Origin of the sequence: Ruegeria hyattellae, assembly GCF_041537925.1 — a bacterium.
GTDB lineage: Bacteria > Pseudomonadota > Alphaproteobacteria > Rhodobacterales > Rhodobacteraceae > Ruegeria_C.
Window position 1 is genome coordinate 104,166 of sequence record NZ_JBGOSH010000002.1, and the last position, 16,109, is coordinate 120,274.

Genomic DNA, 16,109 nt, shown 5'->3' on the forward strand with positions numbered 1-16,109 from the left:
CATGACACAGCGTTTTGAAAAAATGACGAAAATTCCGGCCCTTCCCACTGCGCGGATGCTGGCTGAGGTCAATACGAAACTCAGCCTGAAACTGGAGGCGCCTGCCAGCGCACCCACTGATGCGGTGCTGGCAGAGCTGGACGCCAAGGGCAAGCCCATCGACATGCTGCGTGTATTGTCGATCGTGTTGCCGCCGCGCGAGCGGGTCTGGTGGGCCTGTCTGGCGGCGCGTGATTTCGTGGGTCCTGCGCCGGATAACAACACGCCCTCGCTTGAGGCGGCCGAGGCCTGGGTGTTTCGCCCAAGCCCCGAAAACCGCGAAAAGCTGATGCAGGCGATTGACATGGCCGAGCCTGACGACGAAACCGTCAAATGCGCTCTGAGCGCGATCTATGCTGAAGGCTCGCTGGGGCCGGGCGAGCTGGACGACCATCCAGCCCCGCCGGGTGGCTCGGAAGTGATGGCTTTTGCGGTAAATGTGATTGCAATGGACGCGTATGAAGGCGATTTTGAAGCCTATACTCAGGAACTTGTCGACCGCGCCGTGGATATCGCCCGCGGCGGCAACGGACGAGTCAAAGCCGAGGCCGAGAAGGAGGGCTGAACATGCCAGGAATGCCACAGGCCAGAGTGTCGGACATGCAACTGTGCAACGTGCCCGCGCCAACGGTGCCTCCGGTGCCTGCGCCGATTCCGATCATACCACCCTGCTGTACCACGGTGCTAGTGGGCAAGCTGCCGGCGGCGCGGGTCACCGACATGCACGCGGCGGCGCCCTCGCCGCACCCGATCGTGAAAGGGTCGATGACGGTTTTTATCCAGAAACTGCCTGCCGCCCGGATCGGCGATCTCGGTGCCTGCGGCGGCGCGATCCTGAAGGGCGAATTTACGGTCCTGACCGGAGGATGAAGAAAGACCCATGGGCGTAACGCTCAAATTCCAATCCACCGGGATGGTGCCCGGTGATGGCCGTCCTGTTTCGATGCAGGGCGGCTCTCTGACCGTTGGGCGTGGCCCCGCGAATGATCTGGTGCTACCCGACCCCGACAAGACCCTGTCGAAAAGTCATTTTGTGATCGAGGATAACGCGGGCAATGTGGTGGTGGTCGATCTGTCGACCAATGGCACCTTCCTGAACTATTCCAAGATCCCGCTGGGTCGCACCCCGACCCCGCTCAGCAATGGTGACGTTCTGGTCGCAGGTGGCTATGAGATGGTGATCGAGATCGGCGCTGATCTGCCCAGTTTCGAACAGATGATCCCGGCGCCTGCCGCTCAAAGTGGCGTCAGCCACGGTGTCGCGGGCAACGCGCCCGATCCGCTGGCACTGCTGGATGATGCCCCGCCGGGGGGAGATTTTCTTGACGATCTGCTGGGTGACGAAACGCCGAAGGGGCCAGGCCAGATCGACATCCCCGATCCAATCGACGACCTTTTACCGCCGATGGAGGATGACGACCCGTTCTTCCAGAAACCCAGCGACGGGATGGAAGGCGAAGGCGCCAGCGATGCGATGCACAACCCGTCACCGACGGATGCGTTTGCGGCCCCGTCCTCGGATGGGGGGTCGTTCATTCCCGATGACTGGGACGACGATCTGCTCAGCCCCTCCGAGCCTGAGCCACCCAAGCCCGCTCCTGTGGCCAAGCCGAAACCGGGCGCACAAAAGCCGCCCGCGCCGCCGCCTTCCGAAGAACAGACCGTCCTGCCACCCTCGACTGCCCCGGAGCCCGAGCGCACACCGCCCGTTTTGCCACCGGGCGCGAAGCCTGCCCCGGCGGCACCTGTGGCTGTTGGCGATACATCCGCCGCGCGTGCTTTCCTTGAGGCGTTGGAACTGGACGACATTCAGATCGACGACGCCGATCTGCCCGCCACGATGGGCCGGATGGGTCGGGTGCTGCGGGCGATGATCTCGGGCCTGCGCGAGATCCTGATGACGCGTACCTCGATCAAGTCCGAGTTCCGCATCGACCAGACTATGATCGGGGCAGGGGGCAACAACCCGCTGAAATTCTCGATCAGTGCGGAACAGGCCATCGAGGCGATGGTAAAGCCTCGCGTGCGCGGTTATCTCGGCTCCGAGGAAGCCACCAAAGAGGCGCTTGATGATATAAAGGCGCATCAGGTGGCGATGATTACAGGCATGGAGGCTGCGCTGAAAGGCGTGCTGGCCCGGCTGGACCCCGAACAGGTGGCGGGCAAGATCGAAACCTCGGGTGCACTTGGCTCGCTGTTCCGGGGAAAGAAGGCGCGCTATTGGGAAGTCTATGAAAAGATGTATGCCGAGATCTCGGATCAGGCAGAAAACGAATTCCACGACCTGTTCAGCCGCGAATTTGCACGCGCTTACAAGGAACAGCTGGAGAAACTGAAATAACGCCGTAGACAAACGGTGCGAATAAGGGAGGGCAGGGCATGTCCTGGGACAGCAAGGTGCTATGGACGGAAGGGTTGTTCCTGCAACCGCACCACTTCCAGCAGGCCGACCGCTACGGCGAGGCTCTGGTCGCAGGGTTGGCGCGCCGGGTAACGCCCTATGCATGGGGCGTCAGCGCGCTTGAGATCGACGACGAGGTGCTCAAGGTTGGGCAGTTTGCGCTGAAATCCTGCGCCGGGCTGACCCATGACGGCACGGTGTTCCGGGTGCCGCAATCGGATGACCACCCACCCGCGCTGGAAGTGCCAGAAACGATCAAGGATTGCGTGGTCTACCTGACCGTGCCGCAGCGTCGTCAGGGCGCGGCCGAAGTCGATCTGACCGGAGCGGAACAATCGCTGAGCCGCTTGCGCCCAGCCGAGCTGGAGATCACCGATGTGATGAGCCAGCAGAAGAAGCCGGTCACTCTGGGCGTCGGCAAGCTGCGCCTGCAATTCGCCCTGGAAGTGGACGATCTTGCCGACCGGCTGGCCATCCCCATCGCCAAGATCATCGAGGTGCGCCCCGACAAGGAAATCGTGCTGGATCGGGGCTTTATCCCTTCCGCGCTGGACGTGCGCGCCGCGCCACCGCTATCGGGATTCCTGAACGAGCTTGAAGGCATGCTGTCGCACCGGATGCAGGCACTGGCCGGGCGGCTCAGCGAGGGCGGACCGGCGAAGGGCGCGGCGGAAATATCCGATTTCCTGCTGCTGATGTTGATCAACCGCAACCTGCCGCTGGTGCGGCATTTCGCGCATATCGAGAATGTGCATCCTGAACATGCCTATCGTGTCTGCGCCGGGTTGGCCGGAGAGCTGGCGACCTTCATGAGCGCTGACAAGGCCGCACCTCAATTCCCGGCCTATTCACATGACAACCTGACCGACAGTTTCGCACCGGTGATCCGGGTGTTGCGGCAATATCTGAGCTCGGTGCTGGAACAGACCGCCGTGTCGATCCCGCTGGAGGAGCGCAAATACGGCATCAGCGTCGGCGTCATCGCCGATCGTAAGCTGGTGGGTAACGCGGGTTTCGTGCTGGCGGTCAATGCCGACATTCCCGCCGAGGATATCCGCCGCCACTTCGCCGGTCAGGCCAAGACCGGTCCGGTCGAGGAAATCCGACAGCTGGTCAACTCGGCCCTGCCGGGCATCACCCTGCGCCCGCTGCCCGTCGCCCCGCGCCAGATCCCCTATCACGCGGGCGTGGTCTATTTCGAACTGGATGCGGCCAGCCCCTATTGGAACAAGATGACCACTTCGGGCGGTATCGCGGTGCATGTCTCGGGCCAGTATCCGGGGCTGAAAATGGAGCTCTGGGCGATCCGCAACCAGTGATTCTGTATGTCAGAGCCGCAATGGGCAATTTCCGTCTCGAAAGGCGGCTTCGAGCCCATTTTACGGATGCCGTGGAATTTTCGAATGACTGCTATATGAACTATCGCCTATCGGGATTGTTCATGACCCGCCTGTCAAATCTTCTGCGAGCATGAGTGCGTTCCCATCTGGATCATAAAAAGTTGCTGTTTTAACCATACCTTCGACTACATCAGTTTCGCCATCGAATCTAACTTTGGCTTGTTCCAATTTCTGCCTCGCAGAGTCCAAGTTAGCTATCCCAAAGACGGGTACGCAGTTGCCCGGTGCAGGTTCGGTATGCTCGCCAAGGCCAATTGTTACGCCGACTGTATTCGTTTGAAGTTCTGACCAACCTGCGTCGTCTGCATGATAAATGGTCTCAAATCCCAACATGCTGCCGTACCATTCAGCGCTTACGTGGCGATCCTTGACGGACAGAGAAATATTGATGGTTTCATCGGGCGAAATAAGAGACATGGCCTTTCCTTCTTTCTCTAAATATATTAACTATACTTTATGAACATAGATTTATTTGTCAACATCACTTCAAGAGCTTGGGCATTATCCATTTTATCGAAGCTGCACGCAGGTGTTGCTGGACGGCAGGCACCTCTATTGGCAGCAACTGGCGCGAGTAGAACCGCTTTCGCCCAAAGCATGGATCACTTAATCACGGTGGGGTTGCTAGAACGAAACCCCGGTTATGGTCATCCATTGCGTCCGGAATTCCGGCTCACATCGTTAGGAATTTCCGCTGCTGCCATTGCCAACAAAATTCAAAGTGTAGCCTGTGATGAAGATCAAGACTTGCTCCGTCGGTCATGGACGCTGCCAGTGTTGACGTCGCTTCACACACCTAGCCGCTTCAATGATATCAAGCGGAATTTGCCGTCAATTACGGATCGAGCATTGTCGCAATCGTTGAAAACGATGGAAGTCAGAAGCTGGGTGTGCCGTAGCGTCGACGAGGCTGCTCGCCCGCCTAGATCAATCTACGCTGCTGTGAATGCTGGCGCAGTGATAAGTCAGGCAACTGCACCAGAAATCAGTTTCGTCTAGCAAGACCGGACGTTCGTTTAGAAGTGGCGAATTGTCGCTTTGTCCGCATATCGGACCTACACATAGCCAACCTGACCAAAAAAGACCCTGTTTCTCCTCACACCTGGCTGGGCAGCCACAGCACGATGGCCGGGAAGGACACCAGCAGGGCGATTGTGATCGCGTCGGCGATGAAGAAGGGGGTTACGCCCTTGAACACGTCCTGCACGCTCAGATCGTCGCGTACGCCTGCCACCACAAAGCAGTTGAGCCCGATCGGCGGGGTGATCAGGCAGAACTCGGCCATTTTCACCACCAGTATCCCGAACCAGATCGCGCACATCGGCCCGCTCATGCCGAAGGTGCTGTCCACCGCTGACACAGCCTCGCCGCCGTTCAATGCCATCACCGCCGGATAGACCACGGGCAGGGTCAAGAGCAGCATGCCGATGGCGTCCATGAACATGCCCAGCACCGCATAGGCCAGCAGGATGCAGACCAGGATCAGCATTGGAGACATGGTCAGCGAGGTGATCCAGTCGGAGAACGCGCCCGGTAGATCGGCAAAACCCAGGAAGCGCACATAGATCAGCACGCCCCAGATGATTGTGAAGATCATCACGCTGAGCTTGGCGGTTTCCAGCAGCGCGTCCTTCAACTCGGCCCACCGCATGCCGCGATAGAGCGCCATCAGGAACACCACGAAGGCGCCGATAGCACCGCCCTCGGTGGGGGTCCCCCAGGCATCGCCGCCAAAGGGGTTGTAGACAAAGAAGATGATGGTCACGACAACAAAGAGGATGGGCAGCGCCGGGGGCAGCGACACAAACCGCTCGCGCCAGGTAAAGCCCGAGACCGGCGGGCCGAAGCCTTTGATCATCAGCGCCATGCCGATGATCAGCAGCCCGTAGATCACAGCCGAAAACGCGCCGGGGATGAAGCCCGCCAGCAGCAGTTTGCCCACATCCTGTTCGACGATGATCGCGTAAATCACCAGAATAGCCGAGGGTGGGATCAGCGAGGCGAGTGTACCGCCTGCGGCTACGACACCTGCGGCAAAGCGCTTGTCATAGCCGATCTTCAGCATCTCCGGAATGGCGATACGCGCAAAAACTGCGGAGGTCGCGACCGAGGCGCCGGACACTGCCGCAAAGCCTGCGGTGGCAAAGACGGTGGACACGGCCAACCCTCCCGGTACCCAGGCCAGCCAGCGTTTGGCGGCCTCGAACAGCGCCTTGGTCAGGCCTGCGTAATAGGCCAGATATCCGATCAGGATGAAGGTCGGGATCAGCGACAGCGCCTGAGACGAGATCTTGGAATGCGGGACCTGGCCTGCGGTCTTGACCGCAACGGTGACCGCCTTGCCAAAGCGTCCGGGGTCGTAGTCAAACTTGGCCCAGAAGATCCAGATCAGGCCGACTAGCCCTGCAAGCCCGGCAGCAAAGGCCACCCGCATTCCCAGCACGACCAGCACCAGCATGCCGCCTGAAACGATCAGGCCAATTTCAATCGGTTCCATGCTCAGCTATCCCTATTTATCGTGGGCCGAGACATGCTCGGCCTCCATCGCGGCTTGCGTCGCGGCATCGGCGACCAGCGGCACTGCCACCGGTCTGGGTTCGTTGTCGCGGAACGCCCGGCCATAGGCGATCAGTTGCAGCACCAACCGCAGGCAGAGCACCCCAAACGCCACCGGCGCCAGCAGCTTGGCGGGCCAGATCGGCAGCGCAATATCCATCGAGCTGTCGCGGCTCCATAGGGGCGCGCCGAAATCGAAGCTGCGGGCGAAATGCGCCCAGCTGCCCCAGACCAGCAGCGCCATCAGAATCAGGATCGCCAGCGTGGTGATGAACTCGACCAGATACAGCGTGCGCCCGCGCAGCTTGCCGACGATCATGTCCATGCGGATATGGCCACCATCGCGCTGGGTGTAAGAAATCCCCATGAACGCAATCAGCGGCATCGCCTGTTCGATCCAGTCCACATAGCCCGGCAGCGGCTGGTTTAACAGGTTGCGCCCGCCAACCGAGACCACGGCCAGCAGCATCAGCGAAAACACCGCCAGACCGCTGAGCAGGGCCAGCACCCCCTCAAGACGGTACAGGCGCTGATCCACCCGGCTGAGCAGACTGTCATCGGAAAGCACCAGAGATGAACCGGCCATGGCGGACGCTCCTTCCATTTGAAGTATTGGCTGGGCACAGCCCCGCGCCTGGCTGAGGGGCGCGGGGTGGCGGGCTTAGCTGTTGTCCTGCGCAATCATGCCGGTCACGAGGTCATACAGCTCCTGCGCGGGCAGGCCGCGGGCGTTGTTTTCCTCAATCCAGGCCGCGGCGGCGGGAGCGGCCGCGGCTGCCTTGAACGCTTCGATGTCACCGTCCGAGAAGGTCACCTGCGCGATCCCGCGTTCTTCCAACGCCGGACCCCAGGCGGTCATCGTGTTCGAGTTGTAGTTGTCAACGTAATAGGCCAGAGATTCCTCGACCGAACCCAACAGCGCTTCGCGGTGTTCATCCGACAGGTCATTCAGCGCGTCGGTATTTACCACCACCGGGCAGTTCACCGTGCCGGGGTTCAGGTTCGAGGTCCACCAGGCGCCGTTTTCAATCGTGCCGAAGGACATATGCGCGTGCGGCGCAAAGGCCACAGCCTTGATAACACCGCTATCCATAGCCTGCCGCACTTCGGTGGCCGACATCGAGGTCGGCACCGCGCCGACGGTTTCCATCGCCTTGCCGATACCGCCGGTGGCCCGCACGTTCAGCCCTTCGAAATCCGCCAGCGAAGCCGGGGCGTCACCGACACCGACCAGATTGTATTGCGGCAGGGGTGAAGGCATCAGCAGCGTCGCGTTCCAGCGACCCAGATCCTCGACCGTAGCGGGATGCTGATAGACCGCCATCGACAGCTCGATCTCTTGCTCCAGCGAGTTCACGCCCAGAAAGGGCAACTCCAGAACAGTGATCGAGGGGTTCTTGTCGCGGTGATATCCGGCACAGAACTGCGCCATCTCAAACGCGCCGATCTCAATCCCGTCGAGGTTTTCCTTGTTTTTGGACAGCCCGCCATAGCTGATATTCAGCGTGAACTCGCCGCCGGTTTTTTCATTGACCAGTTCGGCCAGTTTCTCGACATGCTCGGTAAAGGCCCGCCGTTTGCCCCAGAGCGAGACATTCCACTCGGTGGCCAGAGCTTCGCCTGCAAAGGCAAGGGTCAGGGCGGCAACAGCCGTCCCGGTGAGATAATTGCGCATGATGGTTCCTCCCAGAAGCGCTGGAATGCGATGGCACGAAGCATCGCCTTTACATTCCGGCTTGGCAATGAAGGAATCCGCGCGTTCCGCGTGCCGATCCCTGCGGAAATCCGCAGGAGCATTGACGGGGTGTCCTCCGCCGGTATTTTTGACGCTCAAAGCAAGGAACCCCCGATGTCTCGCACCTGTTTGATCGCTTTCTTGGTCGTGATACATGTGCTGTCGGTTGCAGGAGCGGCATCGCGTCTACGGGCCCAGACCGTGTCTCAGAGTTCGACGCCCGGAAATGGCGTCATTGTTCCGCAGATAATACTCACTGACGAGGTGCTGGCGCGGCTAAAGGCGCTGCGCCAGACCGATCCCGCAATTGCGCAGGATCATGAGGTACTGATTGCAGCAGCGCGGGCCTATCTGAACGAACCGACGATCGCCGAAGAGTTCCGCACCGACTACAAGGGCGATCCAAGCGCGCTGCACGGGCTGAGCGAGGAGGCGGTCGAACGTCTGACGACGATCGCCATGGCCTGGCGGGTGACTGAAGAGGCGCGCTATGCCGCGCGCGGCAGGCAGGAGTTGCTGGGACTTGCACAGATAGACAGCTGGTACCCTGCGCATTTTCTGGGCCTGACACGGATCACACTGGCAGTGGCACTGGGATATAGCTGGCTGAGCGGCGTGCTTGAGGCGCAGGACCACGAGATCATCCGCACAGCGCTTGTCGACAAGGCACTGAAGCCGGGTATAGCCATCTTTGACAAGGACCGGCAGTATTTCGATACCGGCTGGGTTCGGCCGCATGACTGGTTGCCGCCGGTCAAGGTGCCCGACACATTGCCCGACGGGACCGCAACGGCGGATATCAGCTGGCCAGTCGCCTCGTTCAACTGGAACATCGTATGTAACACCGGGTTGATCGTCGCGGCGTTGGCGGTCTCGGGGGCCGAGCCGGATTTGGCTGCGCGTGTGATCGAAAGCGCGCAGCTGTCGCTGCGAAACGGGCTGGCGCTATTTGCGCCCGACGGTGCATGGCCCGAAGGCCCGATGTATGGTGCCCTGTCGGCGCGCGACACCGCGATTCTCGTCACCGCGCTAGACAGCGTTTTGGGCCATGATTTCGACCTGTCCGAGGCCGCTGGCCTGCCGGGTTTCGGCGACTACCTGATTCATATGACCGGCCCCACCGGCCTGCTGTTCAACTATGGGGACAGTGACACGGCGACCGATCCGGTGGTGTTGCCATGGCTGTCGCACCGATTCGGACGGCCCGATTACGACTGGAGCAAGACCGGCGCGCCGGGTTCGTCCCATCCCGCGCTCAACCTGCTCTGGCGTTATGGCGCGGGTGTCAGCCCGCAAGTTCGCGAACCGAAAGCGTTGTGGTTCGGGGGCCGGGGTCTGGTCGCCATGCGCTCGGCCTGGAATGACGCCGACGCAACCTATGTGGGGTTCAAGGCCGGGCCGCTGCAAAGCCATCACAACAACCTCGATGCGGGCACGTTTGTGATTGATGCGAAAGGGGTGCGGTGGGCGGTTGATCTGGGGTTGGGGAATTACGACCTGCCGGGCTACTTCACTTCGAAGCGGTTCGACTATTACCGGACCGCGACCATTGGCCAGAACACGCTGGCCTTTGGCGGGGCCAATCAGCAGGTGATGGGCCGCGCCTTTGTCGAGGATTTTGCGCAAGTCCCTGGCTTCACCTTCGCCATTGCCGATCTGTCCAACCCTTATGGGGCGGAATCAGGCTCGGTTCGGCGCGGCGTGGCGCTGATAAATGATGCGTCGGTGCTGATACAGGATGAGATCTCCGGCGAGGTTGCCGGGGCAGTGACATGGACCATGCATACCGAAGCTGAGGTCAGTCTGGACGGTGCGCAGGCGGTGCTGAAGCAGGATGGTCAAGAGATGACGGCGCGTATCCTGTCACCTGAAGGGGCCCGGTTCGAACTGCGCTCAGCTAATCCCTGCGACACGGCATATGACGCCGATTGCGATGCGCAGAACGCCAATACTGACCTTCAGCGGCTGATGATCGCGAGGGATGCCCAAAACCAGACCCCACTCCGGATCACCGTCCTGATCCTGAGCGATCCGGCGCGTGCCGAATTCGATGTGTCGCAGCTGAGACCGCTTGACGACTGGCGGCTGGCGGCGACGCTCATCAATCCCACCCTGCGTGGCGGTGAGTGAGAAGACCGGATGCCTGCTCCTGCCCGCTAGGCCTTTCGCAAATTGTTGATGCGATCAAGATGCTTTCCAAAATCCTCCGTGCTCATACGCTCGGACAGGGCGCGCGTGAAAAAGGCCGCCTGAGTCTCGGGCGCAAGCCCGTTTGTCGGCGGATCCCGGTCAAGATTTGTCGGGAAAGAGTAGCCCTCAGCCGTTGCTGCAATCGCGGCGGATAAGTCTGCCGGATGCAGTTTGCCCTCCGCCTTGGCCTTGGCTGCGTGCGGATAGAGCAACTTGCACATTTTGTCCCGGTCAATCGTCTCCATCGCGCGACCGAATGCCGATGAGACCTGCAAAAGGTTGGCAAAGCGGTGTATGTCCTGGCTGGTATTCGCCCCTGCGGCATGAAACAGGGCAGGGTTGAAGAATACAGTATCTCCCTTGGCAAGTGGCAACTGCACATAACGCTCTTCAAACAAGGCCCTGAAATCGTCCCTACGCCATGCTGCGTAGCCCGGACGATAGGCTTGCGAGAAAGGCAGCAGTTTCGTGGGACCACTTTCCAGAGGCATGTCGCAATGCGCAACGGCTCCCTGCAGGGTCAAGATCGGTGAAACATCATGGACATGCGCCGGATAGGACGCGCTGACATCGGCGGATTGGAAACCCAGATGATAATCGCGATGGGCCTGCTGAGCCGCGCCCCCGGGATGGACGAGGTTCACCTGTGCCGTCATCTGATAGTTCGGCCCCAGCCATGCCTCGCAGACGGCTGCGATGGCCGTGTTGGCAAAGTAGTTCAAGAAGACCTCGGGCGAGGCTTCGCACAGCTTCTGCAGGGAATTCCAGATCCGGTCGTTGGCGCCTGACGCCGCGAAATGATCGCTGCCCCCCCCGGTACGCTGCTTTTCTTCGATGATGATCTGTTCGTAGATGCGGGTTGCGTCATCCAGCACCTCCGTGTCCGAATAAGTCCCTTTGAGAGCAACGACACCGGCCCCTCTACGCAGGACTTGCGCCCACTCTGCCATGATCGTCAGGCGGGCCGCCTCATCTTCGAGAGCCGGGCGCAGGGTTTTCATGTCATAGATGGGTATGTTCTTTTCGACGGCTGCGGCATGCGGCACCTGACCAGGGCGAGTGCTCTGGTCAATGAAAGCGGTAAATTCCTTTAGGTCACAGGCATCGGGATCGTAGTAGGCAGCGTTGGTCTCGGCGATGGCTGTCATGGAAGTTCCTCCTCTTTGGGGGCCATTATCTGGGGAACGGGCATTGTGTTGGGCTTTAAAACACATCAAAAACACATCAAATGACTCATCGCTTTCCGATCAAAGAAATTGCCCGCCAAGCCGCGTTGGGGACAGCCACAGTCGATCGGGTCCTGAATAACAGGGCAAATGTCAGCCCGCAGACCCGGTTGCGTGTGCTCACCGCGATGGAGGAACTGGCAGCGCAGGAGGTCCAGCTTGCGGCCCGCGGCAGGCGCCTGTTCTTTGATTTCGTTGTCGAAGCGCCCGCGCGCTTCAGTCGCGAGGTGAAGGCAGCTGCTGAAGCGATCCTGCCGCAGATCGGCACGGCGGTCTGCCGGCCACGGTTCATGCTCCAGGAGATCATGGATGAAGATGTGGTCGTCGCTGCGCTATTGCGCATCTTGAAACGTGGCAGCCACGGAGTGTGCCTCAAGGCGCGGGACACACCAGAAATCAGGGAGGTCGTGAACACGTTGTCCGCCGCCAAGATCCCGGTTGTGACACTTGTTACGGACATTGGTGGTACTGATCGCCTGACCTATGTGGGGCTGGATAACAAAGGGGCCGGGCGCACTGCCGCCTTCCTTGTGGCACGGACTATCGGCGATGTCGCCGGGACGGTCTTGGCCACCCGCAGCCATGAACGTTTTCTGGGAGAAGAAGAGCGCGAGTCTGCCTTTGTCGAAGCGCTGGCGCGTCACTGCCCGAAGCTGCAGGTTGTCGGAATCCACGGCGGTAGCGGTGTCAGTTTCGAAACGTCCAAGATCCTAGAAGATGCAATTGGTGGCATCCTCGATTTGCGTGCGGTTTATTCGATGGGAGGCGGAAATCGATCGATCCTGAATACACTTCAGGATAACAGGATAAGGCCGGGTGTTTTTGTGGCCCATGATCTCGACAAAGAAAATCGGGACCTGATCGCGGACCAGAGGCTGGATTTCATTCTGCATCACGATTTGCCATTGGATCTGAAAAACGCATTCAACGCTTTTTTAGTGTTTCACAAACTTGCCTCGGACCCGGTGGAAAGCCACATCACCGCTATTCAGGTAGTGACACCGGAAAATATCCCGAAGCCATCGCGGGCAGTTTAGTAATGCGCATTCACCTAAAGAAGCGCTTATCCGAGTACCCGGTCCCGCTGGTCGGCGCGACCCATTGAAAGGAGGCGCGTGGGTTCCGAGGTCTGGACACTCGCCTTGCTGCACCAGTTGCGCCAGTGCGACAGGATCAGGCTTTGAGCCACGGCCCCGCCAAGCGTTGCGCCAGGGCCCAGGATGATGAACACGTCCGGCATGAACTCACGCGCGGCGGTTCGGATGGCGGTAGTGAAGTCGTAGGTCTCGGTTACCTGATGGCCTAGCGTGTAGTCGCGCAGCGCGGTCAGCTCGCTGGACTTGGGCATCCAGATCGCGCCGCGCCCATCGATCAGGGGAAGCTGCGGTTGGTCGAAAAGACTCTGGCCCAGCTTGCACTGGCCAAGGGCGGCGACCGGTGCCTGCAGAGCGGTGTGGAACCCGGCATGGTTGGGCAGGCGCATCGGGAAACGGTCCTGCAGCCGAGGCATCTCTGCCTCAAAGGCGGCGAGACCGGCGGCGTTGCCGGCCAGCACCAGCATTCCACCCAGATCAATGGACAGGTCAAGTGCGTGATCGGGGCGGGTGGCGATCTGAGCCACTTTGGCGCGCGTGTTTTCGCGCGCGCCAGGGATCACCTGCCAGTTGGCATCCATGAAGGGGTAGATCAGCTGCCCGCCGATCATCTGCTCCTGCATCAGCGTGCCCATCGTGTTGACCACCTGCAGCCCGTTGAGCGGGTTCAGCGCGCCCGCGCAGGTCAGCGCGATATACCAGCCCATGGAGTTTCCGGTGACGCCGAGGATCTCGAACTGGTCGCGGTCAATGGAAAGGAAATCGCTGTAAGCGCAGGACAGGATCAGGGGCGAGGCGTTGTCGCCGCGTGTATGCACTGCGCCTGAGAACCCCGCAGCGCCATCCAGCTCGGAAATTGGCGTCTGGCCCTGCCTGCGGCGATAGTCGTCGTAATCTTCGATCAGCGCTGCCTTGTCGCCATGGTGACGCGCGAGATAGCCAAGTTCTTCGCGGTTATAGGTGCCGCGGCCTGGCGCGACGACGATGGCGGTCTGTTTCATGGCGCGCTCCACAGGCTGCGCGCGGCCTCGGTGATGCTGGCGCGCGAGGGCATGGTGGCCGCATAGGCGGGGCCGGTGGCGATGAAACTGTCAAAAGCGGTGAGGCGGGCATGGGGCAGGGCGGTCTGTTCCTGCAGCATTGCCATCAGCGCCTCGGACAGGCTACCGGTGCTGCGGCATTCATCAACGATCAGCACCTTCTGCGCGCCCTCAAGTGCCTCGAGAATGCCCGCGACCGGCAGTGGCGCGATCCAGCGCAGGTCAATCACACGGGTCTCGATCCCCTGAGCTGCGAGGTCGGCGGCGGCCTGGGTGCTGAGGTAGCGGCCATTGCCATAGGTCAGGATCACCAGCGGTCCGTCGCCCTCAACGCCCACGTCGCCCAATGTGATACGGCGGTCGGGGGCAGGGTAGCGCGCCAGCCAGCCGCTATCCTTGGCCTCCATCAGATCTCGCATCGGGTAAAGCGCGATGGGTTCCACCATCACCACCACGCGCTGTTCCTCGCGCGCTAGCCGGACGCATTCGCGCATCATCATGGCCGCGTCATCCCCGCGCGAGGGGCAGGCGACGATCAGCCCCGGAATATCTCGCAGCACCGCCAGCGAGTTGTCATTGTGGAAATGGCCGCCAAAGCCCTTTTGATAGCCGAGGCCCGCGATGCGGATCACCATCGGGTTGGTAAACTGCCCTTGCGAGAAAAAGGGCAGGGTAGCGGCCTCACCGCGCAGCTGGTCCTCGGCATTGTGCAGGTAGGCGAGGAACTGGATCTCGGGGATAGGAACAAAGCCGTTATGGGCCATGCCGATGGCGAGGCCGAGGATAGATTGCTCGTCCAGCAGCGAGTCGATCATACGGTCCGGGCCGAACCGGTCGATTAGCTTTTGAGTAACGCCATAGACACCGCCCTTGGCGCCCACATCCTCACCCATCACGACGATCTCATCATGGTCCAGCATCAGATCGGTGAGCGCCCAGTTGATGAGCTTGTTCATGGTCTGGGGTGTCTGAAGCTGTTTGTGATCCGAACCGAAGGCCGCTTGCCGCGCCTCCTCGGATGGGCCGTTGCTGGGCGAGCAGGCGCGCGACGGCGGGATGAGCGAAGCCATCACCTGTTCCGCTGTTTGCAAGCGGGGGCGGGTGATGACCTGCGCGGCGACGCGGGAGCATTGGTCTTCGGCTTGCTGGTAGATTGCCAACACCTCGTCAGCGGTCAGGATGCCGCGCTGGATCAGCAGGCGGGCGGAGTGTAGCAGGGGGTCGTCGCCCTCCCAGCCTTCGAAAACCTGTTTGGGCAGATAGGCTTGCTGCAGGTCCGAACCGGCATGGCCATAAAGCCGCACCAGTCCCAGATGCAGGAAAGCGGGCTTGCGCTGGCGGCGGGTATACTCGGCGGCCTCAAGCGCCACGCGGTAGGTGTCATAGAGGTCGAGCCCGTCGGCATGGAAGTATTTTAGCCCTGGGCGTTGCGCGAAATTCGCCGCAACCCAGCCGCGCGGGGTGCGAGTCGAGATGCCGATTCCATTGTCTTCGCACACGAACAGCAGCGGCAGGGGGGTCGACTGGTAAGATGTCCAGCCGGCGGTGTTGAAGGCACCTTGCGCGGTGGAATGGTTGGCCGAGGCGTCGCCGAAGGAACACATCACCAGACTGTCCTCTACCAGTATCCGGTGTTCGGGCGGATGGCGTTTGGCAAGACCGATCGAATAGGCCGCGCCAACCGCTTTGGGCAGGTGGCTGGCGATGGTCGAGGTCTGTGGCGGGATCAACAGCGGGCGCGAGCCCAGCACCTTGTGTCGACCGCCGCTGATCGGATCATCCATCGCGGTGGCAAAGCTGAGCAGCATGTCCCAGGTGGGCGTGACACCGGGCACCTGCTGGCTTCGCATGCACTGAAATGCGCCGTCGCGGTAGTGCAGAAACGCCATGTCGTCGGGCCGCAGCGCGGCGGCGACGGCGGCCATGCCCTCATGCCCGGACGAGCCGATGGTGTAATAGCCCTGCCCCTCGGCCTGCATCTTGCGCGAGCGGCGGTCGAGATTGCGGCTGAGGCATTGGGCGCGAAAGATCGCCACCGCCTCGCTGTCGGAAAGCGGCCCCTGCGCCGGTTTGCCCTTGGGCAGGTCGCCCGAGGCCAGTCGCGTGCGAAAACCCTGATCGACGATATCGGCGCGGTCCATGCCCAACCCTTGTTATCACTCGCCCTGTTCCCGCCAGCATAGGAGCGTGGGTGGCGGATCAAAACCGATCTTGTGGAATGCACCTATGAGGAAATGGAATGGAAAGCAGCAATGACCCCAAAGCGTTCATCCATTCCGTTAACAACCCAGCACCATAATTCCGCCGCATTTGGTCTTATTCTGGACAAGATATCGATCCGCGCGGTGTTAAACTATTGCAATTGGCGCGCAGTTTTTTGGCGACCATTAGTTGGAAGCTCAGTATTGGTCTGTTCAAAATGTCTGGA

At 60.8% G+C, this 16,109-nt stretch carries 14 protein-coding genes; 7 read left to right on the plus strand and 7 right to left on the minus strand.

Annotated elements, in window-relative coordinates:
• Position 1: 1 nt before the first annotated feature.
• From AB1E33_RS04455 to tssK, 4 genes are read left to right on the plus strand one after another with little or no spacing between them, the layout of a single operon-like run.
• Positions 2 to 604 (plus strand): DUF6931 family protein, encoded by a 603-nt coding sequence (locus tag AB1E33_RS04455; RefSeq protein WP_372576059.1) that lies wholly within the window; start codon positions 2 to 4, stop codon positions 602 to 604.
• 2 nt (positions 605 to 606) lie between these two features.
• Positions 607 to 909, plus strand: a complete 303-nt coding sequence (locus AB1E33_RS04460) for a PAAR domain-containing contractile injection system baseplate protein (RefSeq protein WP_372576060.1) — start codon at positions 607 to 609, stop codon at positions 907 to 909.
• 10 nt (positions 910 to 919) lie between these two features.
• Complete coding sequence (gene tagH, locus AB1E33_RS04465) at positions 920 to 2,380, plus strand: type VI secretion system-associated FHA domain protein TagH (RefSeq protein WP_372576061.1); 1,461 nt, start codon at positions 920 to 922, stop codon at positions 2,378 to 2,380.
• A 38-nt stretch (positions 2,381 to 2,418) separates the two neighbouring features.
• Positions 2,419 to 3,759: a type VI secretion system baseplate subunit TssK gene (gene tssK, locus AB1E33_RS04470; protein WP_372576062.1), complete on the plus strand. Its 1,341-nt coding sequence runs from the start codon at positions 2,419 to 2,421 to the stop codon at positions 3,757 to 3,759.
• Positions 3,760 to 3,879: 120 nt separating this feature from the next.
• Here the strand turns inward: tssK and AB1E33_RS04475 are convergent, their stop codons facing one another.
• Positions 3,880 to 4,257 carry a VOC family protein gene (locus tag AB1E33_RS04475; protein ID WP_372576063.1) on the minus strand — a complete coding sequence of 126 codons (378 nt, stop codon included), beginning with the start codon at positions 4,255 to 4,257 and terminating at the stop codon, positions 3,880 to 3,882.
• Positions 4,258 to 4,296: 39 nt separating this feature from the next.
• Between AB1E33_RS04475 and AB1E33_RS04480 the strand changes: the two genes are divergently transcribed.
• Positions 4,297 to 4,839: a winged helix-turn-helix transcriptional regulator gene (locus AB1E33_RS04480; RefSeq protein ID WP_372576064.1), complete on the plus strand. Its 543-nt coding sequence runs from the start codon at positions 4,297 to 4,299 to the stop codon at positions 4,837 to 4,839.
• Between the two features lie 97 nt (positions 4,840 to 4,936).
• On the opposite strand, the gene AB1E33_RS04485 is transcribed toward AB1E33_RS04480, so the two are convergent.
• The 3 genes from AB1E33_RS04485 to AB1E33_RS04495 all read right to left on the minus strand — a co-directional run bounded on the left by AB1E33_RS04485 (position 4,937) and on the right by AB1E33_RS04495 (position 8,071).
• Positions 4,937 to 6,337: a TRAP transporter large permease gene (locus AB1E33_RS04485; protein WP_372576065.1), complete on the minus strand. Its 1,401-nt coding sequence runs from the start codon at positions 6,335 to 6,337 to the stop codon at positions 4,937 to 4,939.
• A 12-nt stretch (positions 6,338 to 6,349) separates the two neighbouring features.
• A complete protein-coding gene (locus AB1E33_RS04490) occupies positions 6,350 to 6,982 on the minus strand; it encodes a TRAP transporter small permease subunit (protein WP_372576066.1) in 633 nt (210 codons plus the stop codon).
• 75 nt (positions 6,983 to 7,057) lie between these two features.
• Positions 7,058 to 8,071, minus strand: coding sequence for a type 2 periplasmic-binding domain-containing protein (locus tag AB1E33_RS04495; protein WP_372576067.1), 1,014 nt, complete (start codon positions 8,069 to 8,071; stop codon positions 7,058 to 7,060).
• A gap of 30 nt (positions 8,072 to 8,101) precedes the next feature.
• Here AB1E33_RS04495 and AB1E33_RS04500 point away from each other — a divergent pair, with 30 nt between their 5' ends.
• Positions 8,102 to 10,261 carry a heparinase II/III domain-containing protein gene (locus AB1E33_RS04500; protein WP_372576068.1) on the plus strand — a complete coding sequence of 720 codons (2,160 nt, stop codon included), beginning with the start codon at positions 8,102 to 8,104 and terminating at the stop codon, positions 10,259 to 10,261.
• A 26-nt stretch (positions 10,262 to 10,287) separates the two neighbouring features.
• Here AB1E33_RS04500 and AB1E33_RS04505 read toward each other — a convergent pair whose 3' ends face one another.
• Positions 10,288 to 11,469: a phytanoyl-CoA dioxygenase family protein gene (locus AB1E33_RS04505; RefSeq protein WP_372576069.1), complete on the minus strand. Its 1,182-nt coding sequence runs from the start codon at positions 11,467 to 11,469 to the stop codon at positions 10,288 to 10,290.
• Between the two features lie 80 nt (positions 11,470 to 11,549).
• Here AB1E33_RS04505 and AB1E33_RS04510 point away from each other — a divergent pair, with 80 nt between their 5' ends.
• Complete coding sequence (locus AB1E33_RS04510; protein WP_372576070.1) at positions 11,550 to 12,584, plus strand: LacI family DNA-binding transcriptional regulator; 1,035 nt, start codon at positions 11,550 to 11,552, stop codon at positions 12,582 to 12,584.
• A gap of 26 nt (positions 12,585 to 12,610) precedes the next feature.
• On the opposite strand, the gene AB1E33_RS04515 is transcribed toward AB1E33_RS04510, so the two are convergent.
• Both AB1E33_RS04515 and AB1E33_RS04520 read right to left on the minus strand, forming a co-directional pair.
• A complete protein-coding gene (locus AB1E33_RS04515; RefSeq protein ID WP_372576071.1) occupies positions 12,611 to 13,642 on the minus strand; it encodes an ACP S-malonyltransferase in 1,032 nt (343 codons plus the stop codon).
• Positions 13,639 to 15,822 (minus strand): dehydrogenase E1 component subunit alpha/beta, encoded by a 2,184-nt coding sequence (locus AB1E33_RS04520; RefSeq protein WP_372576072.1) that lies wholly within the window; start codon positions 15,820 to 15,822, stop codon positions 13,639 to 13,641. The genes AB1E33_RS04515 and AB1E33_RS04520 overlap by 4 nt, the downstream gene beginning before the upstream one ends.
• Positions 15,823 to 16,109: the final 287 nt, after the last annotated feature.